General features: G+C 58.0%; 15 protein-coding genes. 4 read left to right on the top strand and 11 right to left on the bottom strand.

Annotation, left to right across the window (positions count from 1 at the left end; translation table 11 throughout):
* Positions 1 to 28: 28 nt before the first annotated feature.
* Positions 29 to 3,667, bottom strand: coding sequence for an EAL domain-containing protein (locus D3871_RS13335; protein ID WP_147376810.1), 3,639 nt, complete (start codon positions 3,665 to 3,667; stop codon positions 29 to 31).
* A 519-nt stretch (positions 3,668 to 4,186) separates the two neighbouring features.
* On the opposite strand from D3871_RS13335, the gene phaP reads away from it, so the two are divergent.
* On the top strand, positions 4,187 to 4,750 hold the full coding sequence (gene phaP / locus D3871_RS13340) for a TIGR01841 family phasin (protein WP_119769335.1): 564 nt from the start codon (positions 4,187 to 4,189) through the stop codon (positions 4,748 to 4,750).
* Positions 4,751 to 5,041: 291 nt separating this feature from the next.
* On the opposite strand, the gene xerD is transcribed toward phaP, so the two are convergent.
* The 9 genes from xerD to D3871_RS13385 all read right to left on the bottom strand — a co-directional run bounded on the left by xerD (position 5,042) and on the right by D3871_RS13385 (position 13,646).
* On the bottom strand, positions 5,042 to 5,944 hold the full coding sequence (gene xerD, locus D3871_RS13345; protein WP_119769336.1) for a site-specific tyrosine recombinase XerD: 903 nt from the start codon (positions 5,942 to 5,944) through the stop codon (positions 5,042 to 5,044).
* A complete protein-coding gene (locus D3871_RS13350; RefSeq protein ID WP_119769337.1) occupies positions 5,941 to 6,441 on the bottom strand; it encodes a methylated-DNA--[protein]-cysteine S-methyltransferase in 501 nt (166 codons plus the stop codon). Before D3871_RS13350 ends, xerD begins: the two co-directional genes overlap by 4 nt.
* 156 nt (positions 6,442 to 6,597) lie before the next feature.
* Entirely contained in the window at positions 6,598 to 8,097 is a 1,500-nt protein-coding gene (locus tag D3871_RS13355) for a tripartite tricarboxylate transporter permease (protein WP_119769338.1), read from the bottom strand.
* 12 nt (positions 8,098 to 8,109) lie between these two features.
* Positions 8,110 to 8,571 carry a tripartite tricarboxylate transporter TctB family protein gene (locus tag D3871_RS13360; RefSeq protein WP_119769339.1) on the bottom strand — a complete coding sequence of 154 codons (462 nt, stop codon included), beginning with the start codon at positions 8,569 to 8,571 and terminating at the stop codon, positions 8,110 to 8,112.
* A gap of 156 nt (positions 8,572 to 8,727) precedes the next feature.
* The gene (locus D3871_RS13365) at positions 8,728 to 9,705 is read right to left on the bottom strand and encodes a tripartite tricarboxylate transporter substrate binding protein BugD (protein ID WP_119769340.1); all 978 of its coding nucleotides are present in this window, start codon (positions 9,703 to 9,705) and stop codon (positions 8,728 to 8,730) included.
* A 216-nt stretch (positions 9,706 to 9,921) separates the two neighbouring features.
* A complete protein-coding gene (locus D3871_RS13370; RefSeq protein ID WP_119769341.1) occupies positions 9,922 to 10,347 on the bottom strand; it encodes a universal stress protein in 426 nt (141 codons plus the stop codon).
* A 54-nt stretch (positions 10,348 to 10,401) separates the two neighbouring features.
* Positions 10,402 to 11,145 (bottom strand): TerC family protein, encoded by a 744-nt coding sequence (locus D3871_RS13375; protein WP_420799663.1) that lies wholly within the window; start codon positions 11,143 to 11,145, stop codon positions 10,402 to 10,404.
* Between the two features lie 265 nt (positions 11,146 to 11,410).
* A complete protein-coding gene (locus D3871_RS13380; RefSeq protein WP_119769342.1) occupies positions 11,411 to 12,385 on the bottom strand; it encodes a tripartite tricarboxylate transporter substrate binding protein BugE in 975 nt (324 codons plus the stop codon).
* 256 nt (positions 12,386 to 12,641) lie between these two features.
* Complete coding sequence (locus D3871_RS13385) at positions 12,642 to 13,646, bottom strand: TRAP transporter substrate-binding protein (protein WP_119769343.1); 1,005 nt, start codon at positions 13,644 to 13,646, stop codon at positions 12,642 to 12,644.
* Positions 13,647 to 13,820: 174 nt separating this feature from the next.
* Between D3871_RS13385 and D3871_RS13390 the strand changes: the two genes are divergently transcribed.
* The 3 genes from D3871_RS13390 to D3871_RS13400 all read left to right on the top strand — a co-directional run bounded on the left by D3871_RS13390 (position 13,821) and on the right by D3871_RS13400 (position 17,573).
* A complete protein-coding gene (locus D3871_RS13390) occupies positions 13,821 to 15,872 on the top strand; it encodes a PAS domain S-box protein (RefSeq protein ID WP_119770065.1) in 2,052 nt (683 codons plus the stop codon).
* A gap of 121 nt (positions 15,873 to 15,993) precedes the next feature.
* Positions 15,994 to 16,584 carry a response regulator transcription factor gene (locus tag D3871_RS13395; protein ID WP_119769344.1) on the top strand — a complete coding sequence of 197 codons (591 nt, stop codon included), beginning with the start codon at positions 15,994 to 15,996 and terminating at the stop codon, positions 16,582 to 16,584.
* A gap of 98 nt (positions 16,585 to 16,682) precedes the next feature.
* Positions 16,683 to 17,573, top strand: a complete 891-nt coding sequence (locus D3871_RS13400; protein ID WP_119769345.1) for an AEC family transporter — start codon at positions 16,683 to 16,685, stop codon at positions 17,571 to 17,573.
* A gap of 9 nt (positions 17,574 to 17,582) precedes the next feature.
* Here the strand turns inward: D3871_RS13400 and queG are convergent, their stop codons facing one another.
* Positions 17,583 to 18,677 carry a tRNA epoxyqueuosine(34) reductase QueG gene (gene queG / locus D3871_RS13405; RefSeq protein ID WP_119769346.1) on the bottom strand — a complete coding sequence of 365 codons (1,095 nt, stop codon included), beginning with the start codon at positions 18,675 to 18,677 and terminating at the stop codon, positions 17,583 to 17,585.
* Positions 18,678 to 18,750 lie beyond the last annotated feature (73 nt).

Below are 18,750 nucleotides of genomic sequence, written 5' to 3' on the forward strand. Positions count from 1 at the left end.
CGCCTATGCATGTGCCGACATCGGTGCCTTACAGTGTCAAAATGGCAGGACCTTCCAGCAGCTTGACGAACTCGTCTCCCGGAACCGGCTTGCTGTAGTAATAACCTTGCGCCATCACGCAGTGATGCTCGCGCAGAAAAGCCGCCTGCTCCGCCGTTTCCACACCTTCGGCGATCACCTTGAGATTCAGGCTGTGTGCCATCGCGATGATGGCATTGGTGATTGCCGCATCATTTTGTGCGCAGCCGATGCCGCTCACGAACGATTGATCGATCTTCAATGCATGAATCGGAAAGCGTTTCAGGTAAGACAAACTGGAATAGCCGGTACCGAAATCGTCGACCGACAACTGCACGCCCATTTCGGACAGGCGGGTAAGGGGCGTCAGGTTTTCTTCGCCCGGATGCATCAGCATGCTTTCGGTGATTTCCAGATCAAGCGACGATGGCGCAATACCATGGCGGTCGAGAATTTCGGCGACGGTATGGGCGAAATCCGGCTGCATCAACTGGCGCGCCGACAGATTAACGGCAATCGACAATTGCCGATGCCCGGCATCATGCCAGCGCCGCAACTGCGCGCAAGCTTGCGTCAACACCCATTCGCCGATGCCGACGATAAGACCGGTTTCCTCGGCGACCGGAATGAATTCGGAAGGCGGGATGAAACCGCGCTCCGGCTGCCGCCAACGCAACAGCGCTTCGGCAGACAGAATGCGACCCTGCACCATATCGATCTGCGGCTGGAAGTGCAAGGCGAGCTCATCGCGCGCCAGCGCGCGGCGCAGCTGGTTGGCGATCGTCAGGCGATGCTGCACCGCTTCGTTCAGTCCTTGGGTGAAGAACTGGCAATTGCCGCGCCCTTTCGATTTGGCATGGTACATCGCGGTATCGGCGGCGCGCATCAAGGCATCGGCATCCTTGCCGTCGGCCGGATAGAGACTGATGCCGATGCTGGCGCCGATATGCAATTCATGACCGTCGACATGCAAGGCGTTCTTGAGCTCTTCCAGTATCTTTTGCGCGACCGCGCCCGCCGCATGGCCATCGACGAGCGACGGCAGAATCAGCACGAACTCGTCGCCGCCGAGACGTGCAAGGCTGTCTTCCTTGCGCAGGCACAGCAGCAGCCGCGCCGACACCATCTGCAGCAACTGGTCGCCGACCTGATGCCCGAGCGAGTCATTGATGTGCTTGAAGTAGTCGAGATCGATAAACATCAACGCGACAAACTTGTCTGCGCGCTGAGCCTGCGCGATGGCCTGGCGTAAACGATCCTGCAGCAGTACGCGGTTCGGCAAACCGGTCAGCGCGTCATGATGCGCCATGTAACTGATGCGTTCTTCGGAGTGCTTGCGCTCGATGGCGATGCCGGCGATGCGCACCGCGGTGTCCGCAAGACGCAAGTCGCCGGGCGTCGGATCGCATGCCTGTCTACAGTACATGTCGACGCTGCCCAGGACACGGCCTTTCTGGGAAAGAATCGGGGTCGACCAGCAGGAACGAAGACCCTGCTCGAGCACCGGACCGGACAAGGTATTCCATCCCGGTGTTTGTGCAATGTCCGCGCTCAAGATGCGGGTACGGTGAAACATTGCCTCGCTACAGGAAGCTCCCACGGCGCCGATTTCGCAGGCATCCAGCATGCGCACCCATGACTCTGATGCACTCGACGCAGCCCCCACCCGCATATGCCGGCCATCTTCATCCAGCAGCATGATCACGGTTGATACGCCTTGCAATTGCGTTTCCATCACGCGCACCAGACTGGCGAGAACGTCGGCCAATGGCGCGCCGGTGGCAATCATTTCGAGTACCCATGCCTGTCCGAGGTGGAGTGCTTCCGCCTGCTTGCGTGCGCTGACTTCCGAACCTACGCCGCGATAACCCTTGAATGCACCGCTCTTGTCGAACAGCGGTTCGCCGCTGATGCTGTACCAATACCAGTGACCGTCTTCGCCATTGATTCTGTATTCGAGATTGAAGAAAGGCTTGCGCGCCTCCAGCAGCATCAGATGCGCACTCCAGGTATCGTCGTCAACCGACGCTGGGTCAATGGGCAATTCGGCGCGGGTCTTGCCGATCAAGGCTTCTGCACGGATTCCGCCGACCCTTCCCACACCTTCGGACATCACGGTAAAGCGAAAATGTTCATCCTGCTCCCAGTACCAGTCCGATGACAGTCCAGTCAGGCTGCGGAACCTTTGCTCGCTGCGAATCAATGCCTGCTCGGTTTCCTTGCGTTCGACGAACTGACCGATCTGGCTGCCGACGATGAACATCATGTCCATCATTTCCTCGTCGGGCTTGCGCATTTGCCGCGTATAGAAAGCCATCATGTGGACAGGCTTGCCATTTACCCGGACCGGGAAGGCGAAAGCGCTGCGCAAGCCGATCTCGGAAGCCAGCGCCGCTCGCCGGAACAAGGGTTCGCGGCAAACATCAGGCAGCCACAATGCCCGGCCGGTTTCAAACATGCGCTCGGTCAGGCCGCCACGCGGGGACACCTGACTGGCACGCGCACGTTCGATAAATGTGGTGGCAGGAACGCCTGGCGCGGTCCACCACTCGGTCAGGGAGAGCCGGTCCGCGTCGAAGTCGGCATGCCAGAGTTCGCCAATTTCCCAGTAAAACTTTTCGCATATCACTTGCAGCAGCCGCGACGCAGCCTCCTTCAGCGAGGCGGCATTGGCCAGGGCGCGCGTTACGGCGACCTGCACTTCCTGCCGGCGTTGTGCGCGCATCCGATCGGTGATGTCGCGCATGCTGCACTGGATCACGCGCGTTTCATTGACCCGGTACGCGCTGCTGACAAATTCGATATCGAGCAGCCGGCCGTCGCTTGCACGTAGCGGCAGGCGTTCGCAATTCAAAGCTTGCGTGCGCTGCAGCTCGTCGAACAGGCTGACGTAGATGCTATGGTCACTGAAAGGCGGCAGTTCGCGCACGCATTTACCGATGAACTCGTCGCGCTGATGACCGACCATATTGAGCAGGCAGGAATTGACGGCGGTGACAATTCCCGTATCGGAGTCGAGCAAGAGAATTCCGTCAGTCGCATTGTCAAAAAGCTGGCCGTAATGCGTTTCCGACAATTGCAGTTCGTGTTCGATGCGGCTGCGCATGGCCCGTTCTTCGTTTAGCTGCGCATCCAGTCGGGCATTTTCGATGGCGACAGCCGCCTGTCCCGCAATGGATTCGAGCATGCCTGATGCATCAGCGGGGGACGCCGCGGCTGCCGTCCGGATTTCCAGATACAGTAGCCCGGCCATTTCTGCACCGATGAAGACTGGATGGCATAGCGCAAGCTTTGGCTGGATCTGCACGATATACGGATCAGCGCCAAAAACGCTATCGGCGACAGGGTTCTCGGCCATAACGGGTTCGCCTGTGCGTTCAACGTGGTGGATCAGCGAAAGGGGCAATAACGACGAACTGGCCACCCTGTCGGCAAGCTTGTCGACTCGATGCCGTGCTTCGATATTTCCATCGAGGTCCCGCGATGCCTCGGCTGCAATTGACCATTTATCATCATGCCGCAACAGCAGATATCCCTTGTACGCACCGGTTTGACCGGCGACGGCATGCAGCAGCCTTTCAAGCGTTCGAACACTTCTACCTTGAATTGAATGGCCTTCCTCATGCAGGAGCTTGCCAACCTTGTACATCACTTCCCCAATATTGTTTGACAGGCAGGCAGTCAATGATTCCGGATTTACATGTCGCAACTTTAGTTGCTTGTTTGAAAGTCGCTCTTTTTCGTAGCCTAGATCAGTATTGCGCTGGTTACAAGTCTCTGGCTGTACTTGTGGAGGGATTGGAAACCACTATGACAAGATTTTCTGAAAACCGTGTGGATTGACCAACATCAAATCCCCTTCCGATAGAAAGGGGGCGTTTACGTTGCAATGCCGCATACATGATAAAAGTGACGCCTCTTCCACCGCCTTTGTTTTGCAATGCAAGAAGGCAGCAAAAAGGCAGCGAGAAGGTATTTTCCCAATTTTGCCGGAAGAAGATTCTGCATAGAAATAAATTGATTTAAGCAGGGAAAGAAATGCCTTGATTTTTTGTGCGCCGCACAAAATAACACTTGACTTCACGGGGAGCGTCCATAAAATAGAGTTTGTTGCAGCGCACAATAAAAGCTGTCCATCTAATATCGTATCCGTTTATAGGAGAAGTCCATGTTTATCGTTCCAGAACAATTTTCTTCCGCCGCCAAAGCCAACTTCGAAGCTCAGGTTACCCTGTTCAATAGCATTGCCGGAAAAGCATTTGAAAGCGTTGAAAAAGTCGTTGATCTGAATCTGAATGTAGCAAAAGCATCGTTGGAAGACACCTCGATTGCAGCTCGCCAGTTGCTGGCTGCAAAAGATCCTCAGGAATTCTTTTCGCTGACTGCCGCACAGGCACAACCGACAGCCGCCAAGGCAATTGCCTATGGCCGTCATTTGGCAGGTATCGTGACTGCGGCACAGGCTGAATTGAGCCGCGTTACCGAAGAACAGATGGCCGAGACTGGTCGCAAGGTAGTCGCCGCATTCGACGACGTTACCAAAAACGCTCCGGCCGGCTCCGAAAACGTGATCGCCCTGTTCAAGTCCGCCATCGGCAATGCCAATGCCGGCTATGAACAGTTCACCAAGACCACCAAGCAGGCGGTCGAAGCGATGGAAGCGAACATGAATTCGGCAGTGACCCAATTCTCGCAAGCAGCGGAAAAAACAGCAAACCGCGCACGCAAGTAAATAAACTAGCTTTGAATCTGAAGCTTGAATGTAGATAATACGGGCCGCTTAGCGGCCCGTATTTTTTTGGAAGAGTCGTGTTCCTGTGCAGTTGGAAAGACAACCACGCTTTGGCTGCCCATATTTTGTTCAAAGGCAAAATCTACTGAAGAATCAGTGCCTTGGCATCTTGCTCCCGCGCTTATCCACAAGCTTGCCCACATCGAATGTGGGCAAGCTTGGCAGGATTCAAGCGCGTACCGGATAACGCATGTTCAAAGGTTGTCGCTCGACACCCAGGTTTGACCTGGCCTACGCTCGAGGATGATGATCGGCATGCAGCTTTTTAAGGCGCTCACGCGCGACATGCGTATAAATCTGCGTGGTCGATATATCGGCGTGCCCAAGCAGAAGTTGTACGACGCGCAGATCGGCACCATGGTTGAGCAGGTGGGTGGCGAATGCGTGACGCAAGGTATGCGGCGAGAGGGGCGCGTTGATTTCGGCCTTAAGGGCATGTTTCTTGATCAGGGTCCAGAACATCTGCCGCGTCATTGCACCGCCGCGTGCCGTGACGAACAATGCATCATCCACCTGCCCGTTCAAGATGGCGCCCCTGCCCTCGGCCAGGTAACGTTCGATCCATACCCTGGCTTCTTCCCCGAACGGCACCAGGCGCGTTTTGGCGCCTTTGCCGGTGATGCGCAGCACGCCCTCATTCATTCCGAGTTCCATGGTCTTGAGCAGCACCAGTTCGGATACGCGCAAGCCACTTGCATACATCAGTTCCAGCATCGTACGGTCGCGCAAGCCTAACGGCGTGCGGACGTCCGGGGCAGCCAGCAGCGCTTCGACCTGCGCTTCGGACAAGGTTTTCGGGGTGCGCGGCGGTTGCTTGGCCGATTTCATCTTCAGACAAGGATCGGCACTGACCCGGTTTTGCCGCAAGGCCATTTGATAAAAGCGCTTCAGCACTGCGAGCCGCCGGTTGGCCGAAGTCGCCTTCGTATCGGCATGGCGGGCGGCAAAATAAGCGACGATGTCTTCGGCTTGCACCGCGTACAAATGTTTGGCGCGTTCTTCGGCAAGCCATACGCCGAACAAGGCCATATCGCGTCGATAGGCATCGAGCGAATTCTTGGCCAAGCCGTCTTCCAGCCAGAGCGTGTCGCAAAATTCATCGATCGCGGTCTGGTTCGCTGCTGCGTCACTCATCGATACGCCCTGACTCCTTCATGGGCAAGCAGCCAGCGCTTCACACCCAGATGGAAGCCGGTTTCATCGTCGTGATTGGAAAACCCTCCAAGGCCGCCGGAGGCGGTCACACGATGACAAGGAATCACCAGCGGAAACCAGTTTGCGCCGCAAGCCTGACCCACCGCGCGCGGCGCCGAACGAATCAGTTTGGCGACTTGACCATAGGTCAACACTTCTCCGCAAGGTATGGCGGAAATCGCCCCCCATACCTTGCGCTGAAATATGGTGCCGACCTCGGCCAGCGGCAGATCGAAGCGGAAGTCCGGCTCGTGCAGATAGCGCTCGACTTGCCGCGCGGCTTGCTCCGATAAAGGATCGGCTGGTGGTTTTTCGTTGAAACTTGGCGGCAGATAAACCAGCTCCCGGACCATGCCCGCTTCGGTACGAATACCGACCCCGCCCCAGGGCGCTTCAACGATAGCGGAAAACAGCGACTGAGTTTGCGAAGCGTTCATATCGATAGGATAAATCAAAAGAGCCAGCTTTTTACAGCGACATGATGGCATGAGCAGGCGATTGATCCACCCGTCGGCACATAAAAAAAACCGGCGTGCCGCCTTTTGGCAACACGCCGGTTTTTGTCCATGGCGTCGGATGCGCGGCGCGGCTGTTTACTCGACGAAGGCTTCTTCGCGTTTCTTGCGCAAGGCTGGCAGCAGCACGACCGCCATGGCCAGTGCCGACAGGATCAGCATCGTGGCGCTGATCGGGCGCTGCAAAAACACCATCGGATCGCTGCGCGACAGCAGCAGCGCACGACGCAGATACTCTTCCATCATCGGGCCGATGATGAAGCCCAGCAGCATCGGTGCCGCTTCCATTTCCAGCTTGGCGCAGATATAGCCGAACAGACCGAAGCCCGCCATCAGGAACACGTCGAATTCGCTGTTATTCAGGCTGAATACGCCAATCGCACAGAACACCAGGATGCCTGGATACAGGTAGTGGTACGGCACCATGATCATGCGCACCCACAAGCCAATCATCGGCAGGTTCAGCACGATCAAAAAGAAGTTGCCGATCCACATCGAGGCAATGATGCCCCAGAACAGCGCCGGCTGTTCCGTCATGACCGCCGGTCCCGGCTGGATGCCCTGGATGATCATCGCGCCAATCATCAGCGCCATCACCGGGTTCGAGGGAATGCCCAGGGTCAGCATCGGGATGAACGAGGTTTGCGCACCGGCATTGTTGGCCGATTCAGGGGCGGCCACACCTTCGATCGCGCCCTTGCCGAACTGGGCCGAATTCTTCGAAATCTTCTTTTCGATCGAATACGCGGCAAACGACGACAGCATCGCGCCGCCGCCGGGCAAAATGCCCAGCGCCGAACCCAGTGCGGTACCGCGCAGGATCGGCGCGACGATGCGCTTCAAGTCGTCCTTGCTGGGCAGCAGCCCCTTGACTTTCTTGATGGTCAGGTCGCGGGTGTGCTGGTCTTCCAGGTTGCGGATGATCTCGCCCAGGCCGAACATGCCCATCGCGACCACCACGAAGTTGATGCCATCGGCCAGCTGCGGCAGATCGAAGGTATAGCGCGGTGTGCCGGAGTTCACGTCGGTGCCGACCAGGCCCAGCAACAAGCCGAGGATGATCATGCCGATGGCGCGCAGCAGCGAGCCATGCGCCAGCACGACCGAGGCGACCAGGCCCAGCACCATCAGCGAAAAGTATTCGGCCGGACCGAACTTCAGCGCCAGTTCGGCCAATGGCGGGGCGAACAGCGCCAGCAGCAGCGTGGCCACCGTGCCGGCGAAGAATGAGCCGATACCGGCGGTGGCCAATGCCTTGCCGGCATTACCGTTGCGCGCCATCTGGTAGCCGTCGATCGCGGTCACCACCGACGACGATTCGCCGGGCAGATTGACCAGGATCGCGGTGGTCGAGCCGCCGTATTGTGCACCGTAATAGATGCCGGCGAGCATGATCAGTGACGATACCGGTGGCAATGAGAAGGTGATCGGCAACAGCATCGCGATGGTTGCGGTGGGGCCGAGGCCAGGCAGCACGCCGATGGCGGTGCCGAGGAAGACGCCGATCAGGCAGTACATCAGGTTCGACAGGTTCAGCGCAGTGTCGAAGCCGAGGGCGAGGTTACTTAGGATTTCCATTGTTCGTTCCCCTTAGAAGCCGAGCCACGGGCCGAACATGGGCATCGGCAAGCCCAGCGCCTTGACGAACACCAGCACGCTGAACGCGGCCAGACCAACCGCCACGATCAGGAAAGGCCCGACCTTGAACCTGATGCTGGCCAGGCCACTGAGCATGACCAGCAGCACCACGGCTATCGCCAAGCCTGCCCCGCGCACCAGGATACCGAACAGCAAGGTGGAAACGATCACCAGGGTCATGCCCTTGATCGTGAATTTCCCGACCGCCTCGCCCGAAGTCAGCAGCGATCGAACAACGGCAATGGCACCAATGATGGCAAGCAGCGAGCCGAGTATGGTGGGGAAATAGGCTGGCCCCATGCGGCCGGCAGAACCCATCGAATAGTCGCGGCCAATAAATACCCCGGCCAGACCGATGACGATAAAAATCGCCCCGGACCAGAAGTCCTTGGGGTTGCGGATGAATGATGCCAAAGTCGTCTCCTCCTTGGTTTGCAATTGAATTGTTGTGGTGAAATCTCTTGTTCGTAGCGCGCCAGTTTCTTGATTACCTGTCAGTCATTCACTACGCAAAAAGCGGGGCATGCTCGCCCCGCAATCTTCTAACTTGTGTACAGCTTCGCTGACATCTTAGTCGGCATATACCCCTGCCTTCTTGATGATCGGACTCCATTTGTCGATTTCGACTTTCAGGAAAGTGCGCAGTGCTTCCGGTGTAGCACGTTCTGCCGCCACCGGTTCCGTACCGAGCTCACCGAAACGCTGCTTGACCGTTGTATCCTTCAATGCCGTCTGCAGTGCGCTTGCGACCTTGTCGACCACCGGCTTTGGTGTTCCCTTGGGCGCATACAAGCCATGCCATACCGCGATTTCGAAGTTCGGCAATCCGGCTTCATTCGCGGTCGGGATATCCGACAAAGACGGCACACGGGTCTTTGTGGTGACCGCATAGGCCTTGATCTTGCCGCTCTTGATCTGGCTGGTGGTATTGGTGGTCTGGTCGCACATGAAGTCGACCTGTCCGCCGAGCAAATCATTCATTGCCGGGCCGGTGCCCTTGTATGGCACTGTGGTCAATTCGGTGTCGATCGCCGTCATGAACAGCATTCCGCACAAGTGCGATGCAGAACCCACGCCGGCATTGGCATAGGTCACTTTCGTCTTGTTTGCCTTCAGGTAAGACAATAACTCCTTGAAGTCCTTGGCGGGCATGTCCTTGCGCGCCACGATTGTCATCGGCACATCGGTCACCAGACCGATAGGCTCAAAGCTGTCGATCGAATTGTAGGTGAGCTTACGATACAGTGTCGGCGCGGTGGAGTGGCCGATGTGATGCAGGAATAGCGTATGGCCATCCGGATCCGACCTGGCCACGCGGGCAGCGCCGATGGTGCCGCCTGCACCGGCGACATTCTCGACGATGACTTGCTGGTTAAGCGTCTTGGTCATGGACTGGGCGATCAGGCGGGCCACGGTATCCGTCGGGCCGCCGGCCGCAAACGGAACGATCATCGTGATAGTCTTGCTTGGATAGTTCGACTGGGCATGCGCCATTGTCCCAACTACCAGCGCCAGTCCGGCTACATATCGCAGTGTCTTGATATTCATGTGTGTTGCTCCTCTAATAATTGTGTGGACGCACAGAATCATTCAAATGCCGACTCAGCCTTGAAAGTCGACTTCGACTGTCACGCAAAATGTCGGAATACTATGCCTGCATTGTGAAATGCATACAACTCATTATCAACAAGAGGATTAACTTCCTCAACTGTGGAAAACCGCAACATTAACGATTGTGCGGTGCACTCCAGCGACTCTGCGGCACTATTTCACCAGCACGACAGGCATTTCGGCAAGATGGACGACCTTGGTCGCCACCGATCCCATGAACAGGCTGCCTATGCCGGAAAACCCCCGGGTACCGAGCACGATTTCATCGCATCCCTGCTCGCGTGCAAAACGGGTAAGCACTTCCGCCGGTTCACCGACGAACAAATGGTAGCTATATGCGACACCGGCGGCATCGAGCGCGGTCCGGGCCTTTTCCAGGACCTTCATGCCTTCGTCATGGTGATGTTGCTTAAGCTGTCCTGCATTGACGAAGGTACTGACGCTACCGTGCAGCGGGTACTGTACATTCGCCAGCAACATCTTCGGCTGATCCTTGGTGACCCCCGCGCGTTTAATGACATGCGCGACCGCACGTTGCGAACTTTCGGAACCATCGACTGCCAACAAGACCTTCAGCATTGCTTTACCTCGCGAAAGTGAGATGAAACCAAGACGCTGCGATTCATCGCAGACCTAGCGGTTGCCCGCATTTTCACTGGCCTGCTTTTCCGCCGCCAGATCCTCCAGCGCACCGGCGCGCGCCTCGGCACGCGATGCAATCAGCTTGCCCACTGCAATGACCAGAACAGCACCCAACACCGGTCCCGCCCATGACGCATAAGGCATATTGGCGGCAAACCAGTCCTTGACGACGACATCGCTCACCGCCATGTCGCCGGCAATCCATCCAAGCAGCGCGCCGCCAAGAACGACGACAATCGGGAAACGGTCCATCAGCTTGATCACGAGTTGGCTGCCCAGCATGATAATGGGAATGCTCAGCAACAGGCCGAAGACGATCAGCACCTTGCTGTCGCCTGCAGCGCCGGCAATCGCAATAACGTTGTCCAGGCTCATGACCGCATCGGCAATGATGATGGTCTTGATTGCAGCCACCAGCGTCGCGCCGGCTTCGATCTTGTGTCCGCCTTCCTCTTCTTCCGGCAGCAGCAGCTTGATGCCGATCCACAGCAACAGCGCGGCGCCTACCAGCTTGAGATAGGGAACGGCAAGCAGGGTAACGGCAAACATGATCAATATGACGCGCAAACCCACGGCACCGATCATGCCCCAAAGAATGCCGAGCCTGCGTTGACGTTCGGGCAGACGGCGGCAGGCAAGTCCGATCACAACGGCGTTGTCACCGCCCAGGACGATATCGATCGCCACAATTTGCAGGACGGCCACCCAGAAACTAGGATTACTGAAGTCCATGATTACCTTACGTGCTTGAATGAATTGAATAGAGCGAAACGCCGTGAAGTTCAGCTGGTCCGCCGGGAAGCGACATCCCGCGGGATGTGCGGAGATGGGCAAGTATTTTGCCGCCGGGAGTATACAATGCCGTCATATCAATTTATTCGAGCATTTCCTGCGGAAAAAGCGCAGCTGCGGCTGCGTATCGCGCACTGCAAGTGCGTTTTGCACGGCACGGCGAAAACCACCTGAATGTCTGTCGCCGCGCCGCCGCTCTATTTACCGATCAGCTACCGTCAAACTTGATGTTCTGCTTCTTTACCACGGTCTTCATCTTGTCCAGCTCGGCCTGAATCTCGGCCGCATGCTCGGCAGGAGAATTGCCGACCGGTTCCGCGCCGCTCTGCTTGAGCCGCTCGCGCACCTCGGGCATGGCCAGCACTTTTACTGCCGCCGCATTGATTTTCTTGATGATGTCGTCCGGCGTCTTCGGTGGCGCAACCAGACCATACCAGGCAGGATCGTTAACCTGTGGCAGCCCAAGCTCTGCAAACGTCGGAACATTGGGCAATGCGTCAAGCCTTTTGTTCCAGGCAATCGCCAGTGGCCTAAGCTTACCCGCCTGAATATGCGACATGGAAGACGGCAGGTTGTCGAACATCATGTCCACCTGTCCGCCGAGCAAGTCATTGAGAGCCGGCCCCGCACCGCGGTAAGGGATGTGCAGGATAAAGGTCCCGGTGGCGAGCTTGAACTGCTCACCGACGATATGCTGGATGCTGCAGGTACCCGATGTTGCGTAGTTCAACTTGCCAGGACTCTTTTTCACATGCTCCAGATATTGCTTGAAATCCTGGGCAGGAAATTTGGGATTGACAGTCAGCACGTTCGGGGTGCGTGCAAGATTGGTGATAGGAGCGAAGTCGGTCAGGGGGTTGTAGCCGAGCTTAGGATTGCAGGCTGCATTCACCGCATGAGTCGACACGGTGGAGATGCCCAGCGTGTAGCCGTCCGGATCGGCCTTGGCGATGGCCGTCGCGCCGATGCTGCCACCACCACCACCACGGTTCTCGATCACCACGGCCTGACCGAGTTCTTTCCCCAGCTTGTCGCCGACCACGCGGGCCACGATATCGGTCGTGCCGCCCGGCGCAAACGGAACGATGATGCGGATCGGCTTGTTGGGATAAGTCTGGGCATAAGCGGTCGTCATGACGGAAAGAGCAGCCATGACCGGCACGGCAAGGTGATGCAATTTCATTTCTATCTCCTTTATTGATTATGACTTTCTGCGAGAACGCTAACGTTCCTTGTCCCGCCACAGTCTAACGGGGTGCGCGAGTCGCCGCCTCTATTGCAAGCTTCAGGCCAGCCGGATAAGTGGCCCGGGTCGGTCGGCACCGCCGTTTTTTCTTGCATGTTTGCTGAATCGGTTGCCGCAATGACTGGAATTCCGCACGTTCAATCCACTGACATTGCGAAAACCGGCACATCAGGCAATCATACCCTTCACCAGCTTACCTGAAGCCGACATCCGCCGCTTCCTTATTGACGGCTTGAATCAGGTCCTTGCCGATGCGGCCCTCCATATCCTTTTGTACCGGCAGAAGCACCTTGCGCCAGTCGGCGCGTTCATTCTCGTTCAATACATAAACCGTACTCTTGCCCGATTTCCTGACCGCTTCAAGGGCCGCGTCGTTTTCCTGCTGGGCAATTGCATTGGCGAAGCGGGTGGCTTCCTTCATCGCCGCTTCCAGCGCGCTGCGTATATCGGCCGGCAAGCCGTCCCAGAATTTCCGGTTCACGATGACCGCATAGCCAAGGTAGCCGTGGTTAGATACGGTTACATGCTTCTGCACCTCATGCATTTTTTGCGTGTACAGGTTGGACGGTGGATTCTCGGTGCCATCGACCACTCCCGTTTGCAGAGCATGATATACCTCGGAGAAAGCCATCACTTGCGGAATGGCGCCGAGCGCGCGCATCTGCGCATCTAGTATCTTGGACGACTGGATGCGCATCTTCAAGCCCTTGAAGTCGGCCGGCGTTTTCAGCGGCCTGTTGGCCGACATGACCTTGAAGCCATTATCCCAGTAAGCCAGGCCGGTAATGCCTTTCGACTCCAGCTTCTTGAGCAGATCCTTGCCGATACGCCCTTCCGTGACCCGGTACAGGACCTCTTTGCTCGGAAAGATGTACGGCACGTCGAACACTTCAAATTCCTTCACGCCGAACGGGCCGAATTTGGCCAGCGACGGGGCCAGCATCTGCACTGCGCCCAGTTGCAACGCCTCCAGTTCTTCCTTGTCCTTATAGAGCGTGCTGTTCGGATACACTTCGACCTTCACCCGGCCCCTGGTTGCCTTTTCGGCAAGTTCCTTGAAACGTTCGGCCGCCTTACCCTTGGGCGTATCGTTTGCCACAACATGGCTGAACTTGATGATGATAGGCGCCTGCGCAAGGGCATTGCTGCCAAACAGGGCAGCCGCCGACCAGGCCAGGAACAAGCTTTTGAGCATCATCGAGATCTCCATCTGAACACAAATCAGACCGGTGGCAGTCTGTCTGTATTCTCTGCAGGACTTGCCCGAACGGCAAGTGTGGATAACCACAAGCGCTGGATCGCGCCGGAATCGTTTCCGTCGCTTACACTTATGTCGCGGCCCGCCCTCCACGCCAGCCGACCCGGTGCGATCATGATCAGCAAACGCCTCAGCCAAAAATTCAGCTTCGTATTCCCGACAAGGCGACAGGCCTGGCGCTGGATGCTGCCCATCATGCTGGTCCTGCTCTTTTTGTCGACCCTGCTGTGGCTGCCGTGGCAGGCCCAGCGCATGGAAGCCAATGAACGCCAGGAACAGCTGATCGCCGACACGCTCTGGGTGGAACAGACGATCCGCTTCCAGCTTGGCCGCCATGAGGAAAACCTGCGCTTGATCGCATCGGAAATCGCTTCCAGGGATCTGCCTGAAAAGCGCTTGCATGACCGGCTGTCCGCGCTGGTGCGCACCAATCGCGAACTGACCCGTGTCGCCCAGTTCGACACCACAGGCAATGTCGTGCTGTCTACCGACGATACCTTGCTTTCGCTCAAGGAGTTGACGCCGGAATCGCGCGAGGCGATGGAAACCGCCCGCAAGTCGCGCGAACCGCGCTACGCACAGCCAACGCCGCGTGACGCCGGCTCCGGACCGGCAAGCCTCGACTATTACGTGCCGCTGTTTTCGGGCGATACCTATCTCGGCGTACTGGTCGCCAGCTACTCGATGTCCAGCATCCTCAGCGAAATGGTCCCGTGGTGGTTTGCGCAAGACAATGAAGTCATGGTTACCGACCAGGACGACAATGTGATCGACCGCCGCGCCGCCGGCGGTGTCGGACGCAATGTCTACACGCATCGCCGCGCACTGGACTTGCCGGGCGTCGTGCTGACCTTGCATACCAATAGCGTCAAGGGCGAACCCAAGCTGTTGCCAAGCCTGCTGGTCGGGTCGGTGATCACGCTGTCGCTGGGCTTGCTATGGAGTCTGTGGGCGCTATGGCGCGATATCAATCGCCGGCTGGCCGCGGAAGGCGCCCTGCGCCAGCAGGTAGCCTTTCGTACCGCAATGGAAAACTCCCTGATGACCGGCTTGCGCGCACGCGACCTGAACGGCCGCGTCACTTATGTCAACCCGGCGTTCTGCCGGATGGTCGGCATCCCGGCCGAGCAGTTGATCGGCCAGGTGCCGCCGATGCCCTACTGGGCTCCGGAAGCGATGGACGAGTACAACCACCGCTTCACCCAGGTACTGGCCGGCACCGTGACGCCGCAATTTGAAACGATCTTTCAGCGCTCCGATGGTGAACGTTTTCCGGTGCTGATTTTCGAGTCGCCGCTGGTCGACGATAGCGGGCAACAGACCGGCTGGATGGGTTCGATTCTCGACATTTCCGATCGCAAGCAGGTCGAAGACCTGAACCGCAGGCAGCAGGAAAAGCTGCAGGCAAGCGCACGCCTGGCAACGATGGGGGAAATGGCATCGACGCTGGCGCATGAGCTGAACCAGCCGCTGGCCGCCATTTCCAGCTATACCATCGGGGCACTGAACATGATCAACAATGCAGTGCAGCCTGAACGGATCGATCTCGGCATGCTGAAACCCGCCCTGGAAAAGGCAAGCACGCAAGCGCAACGCGCGGGGCATATCATTCGCAGCGTGCATACTTTCGTGAAGCGCCGAGAACCCAGCCGTGAAGCGACCACCGTGCAATCGCTGATCGATAACGTGATGCCGCTGGTGGAGTTGCAGGCGCGTCAATTCTTCGTCGTCACGCAGACCGAGATCGAACCCGAGCTGCCGCTGGTGCTGGCAGACCGCGTCATGCTGGAACAGGTGCTGCTGAACCTGACGCGCAACGGCATCGAGGCGATGCAACACATTGCGCCGGAACGCCGTATCTTGCGCATCGTGGCCGGGCGCGATACCGGCGTCGACACCCAGCACAGCGTTACGATTTCGGTGATCGACCGTGGACATGGCATCGCGAAAGACGTCGCCGAACGCTTGTTCTCGCCTTTCTTTTCCACCAAGGCCGAAGGCATGGGCATGGGCCTCAATATCTGCCGCACCACCATTGAATTCCATGGCGGGCAATTGGTTTATGCCGACAATCCGGGCGGCGGTACGATCTTCCGGTTCACCCTGCCGGGAGTGGAGAAAGGCATGCCGGTTGCGGAAGATTCGGCGATAATCGGCCCGGCGTAAGGCCCAACATAATGCCGAACAACGGCATCAAGAGTAACAAAACGACAAAACCGACAGGATCACCGGCGTGCGCCAGCCGGCAAATCCTGCGAGCCCGGCCGGGCGAACCCGAGGAGACTGCATGCTGCATATTGTCGATGACGAAGAAGTAATCCGCGATTCATTAAGCTGGCTTGCACAATCACGCGGCATCGCCGCGAACGCCTATGAAAGTGGCGCCGCATTTCTGGCTGCGCTCGACAGCACCGTCGCCTTCGATACGCGCGGCGAATGCATCCTGCTCGACGTGCGCATGTCCGACATGAGCGGCGCCGCCCTCTTCGACTTGCTGACCGCACGCGGACTGATCAAAAGAATGCCGGTCATTTTCCTCACCGGCCACGGCGATGTGCCGATGGCGGTCGATACGCTCAAGCGCGGCGCCTTCGATTTTTTCGAAAAACCATTCAACGACAACAAGCTGATGGACCGTGTTGAAGAAGCATTGACGGCATCCTGCGAAGCCGGTGCGACCGCCAAGGTGCATGACCGCCTCGCCACCTTGTCGGCACGCGAACGCGAAGTGCTCGACTTGATTCTGGTCGGCAAGATGAACAAGGTGATTGCCGATGAACTCGGCATCAGCATGCGCACGGTCGAAGTGCACCGCGCCCATATCTTCGACAAGATGAACGTCAAGACGGCGGTGGAACTGGCGCGACTGCTGAAGTAGACACACTTGCAGGTATCCTCCCTAAGGGATATCCGTCAGAGCGGGGATGACTAAACACCGGTAACATGCCGGTTTAAGCTCGACGGTTTGTTTGTCCCATGTCCATCGCCACCATTCTGTTTCCCGATTTCGCGCTGATCCTGCTCGGTTTTCTGCTAATGCGCTATACCGATTGGGGCACGCCATTCTGGAGCGGATTGGAAAAACTGATCTATTACTTTCTGTTTCCCGCGCTGCTGTTTTATTCGACCGCTCGCACGCCCTTCGACTTCGATACGACCGGAAAAATGCTGCAGACTGCGCTGCTGACCATCTGCGGCGGTATTGCGCTGGGCTGGCTTGCGAAACCCTTGTTCAAGGCGCCACCGATGGTGTTTGAATCCGGTGTGCAAACCGCATTCCGCTTCAATTCCTATATTGCGCTTGCCATCGCCTCGCGGCTTGCGGGCGAACAGGGAACCACGCTGATGGCGCTGATCATCGGCTTCGGCGTCCCGCTATGCAATATGGCTGCGGTGCATGCGCTGGTAAAAAAAGGCGGCGGATTGCTCAAGGAAATGGCCAAGAATCCCCTGCTGGTTGCTACCGCCAGCGGCATGGCGTTCAACTTCGCCGGCCTGCAGGTGCCGGAAATCATCGGTGCGACGCTGTCGCGCATGGCCAATGCATCGATTGCAGTCGGATTGATCGCGGTAGGTGCCGGCCTGCGCCTGTCGGGCCTGCAGGAAGCGAAAGCGATGGCGGTCTACTTCACGGCAGTCAAGCTGCTCGCGCTGCCGGCCATCGCCTTGCTGCTGGGACGGTGGATGGAGCTTCCCTTGTTGCAGTTGCAGATCGTCGTGATGTTTGCCGCGCTGCCGACCGCCTCCAGCGCCTATGTGCTCGCCGCGCGCATGGGGGGCAACGGGCCATTCGTCGCATTCCTGATTTCGGGTGGTACCGTATTGTCGGTGCTGACATTGCCGCTGTGGCTGAGTCTGGCGAGCTGAATTCGCGTTTCAGCGGGCCGGCGCCTGTTGCCGCAGCGCCCAGGCCACATGCTCGCGTACCAGCTCGGAAGCATGCGTGGCGCGCGACTGCAGCGCCGCTACTATTTCTTCCGGATGCGCGGCCGTTTTCAAGGCATTTCCCAATCCGACCGCCAGATTCCTGAGCCATCGTTCATGCCCGACGCGCCGGATCGGGCTGCCTTCCAGTCTGCGGTTGAATTCGTCTTCGTCCCATGCAAACAGTTCGACCAGCGTCGCGGCGTCCAGGCCGTTGCGCACGTCGAAGTCAGGCAGGCTCGAGCGCTGGGCAAACTTGTTCCAGGGGCAGACCAGCTGGCATTCATCGCAGCCGTAGACCCGATTGCCGATCAAGGGCCGCAATTCGACCGGAATACTGCCTTTGAGCTCGATGGTCAGATAGGAAATGCAACGCCGCGCATCCAGCCGGTAGGGGCCGAGAATGGCCTGGGTCGGACAGATATCGATGCAGGCGCTGCACTGGCCGCAATGCGAGCCGACCGGTGCATCGACCGGCAACGGCAGGTCGGTATAGACCTCGCCGAGGAAAAACATCGACCCGGCCTCGCGGTTGAGCAGCAGCGTATGCTTGCCGCGCCAGCCGATGCCGGCTTTTTCGGCCAGCGCCACTTCCATCACCGGGGCCGAATCGGTAAAGACGCGGTAGCCGAAATCGCCGACTTCGCCGCGAATCCGCTCCGCCAGCTGTTGCAGCCGCGCGCGCAAAACCTTGTGGTAGTCGCGGCCGCGGGCGTACAGCGAAATCGCCGCATTGGCCGCCTGGCCGGCATGGCGTTCCTCGCGTTCGCGCCATTCGGTATCGGTATCGCGCGGCAGATAATTCATCCGCGCGGTAATGACGCGCAGGGTACCGGGCACCAGTTCGGCCGGCCGCGCGCGCTTCATTCCATGCGCTGCCATATAATCCATGTCGCCGTGATGCCCGGCATCCAGCCACGCCTGCAATCCCGCTTCCTGTTGCGAGAGGTCGACGTCGGCGATGCCGATATCCGCAAACCCAAGCTCGCGACCCCATGCCTTGATGGAGAGCGCAAGCATGGACAATTTATCATCGGGAACAGTCATCACACGGCAGGTTTTCGAAGGGCGGCACGGTTGCAAGCGCCGTCGAGAAATAAAAGTCACACTAAAACAGCCA

The organism is Noviherbaspirillum saxi (assembly GCF_003591035.1).
GTDB lineage: Bacteria > Pseudomonadota > Gammaproteobacteria > Burkholderiales > Burkholderiaceae_D > Noviherbaspirillum > Noviherbaspirillum saxi.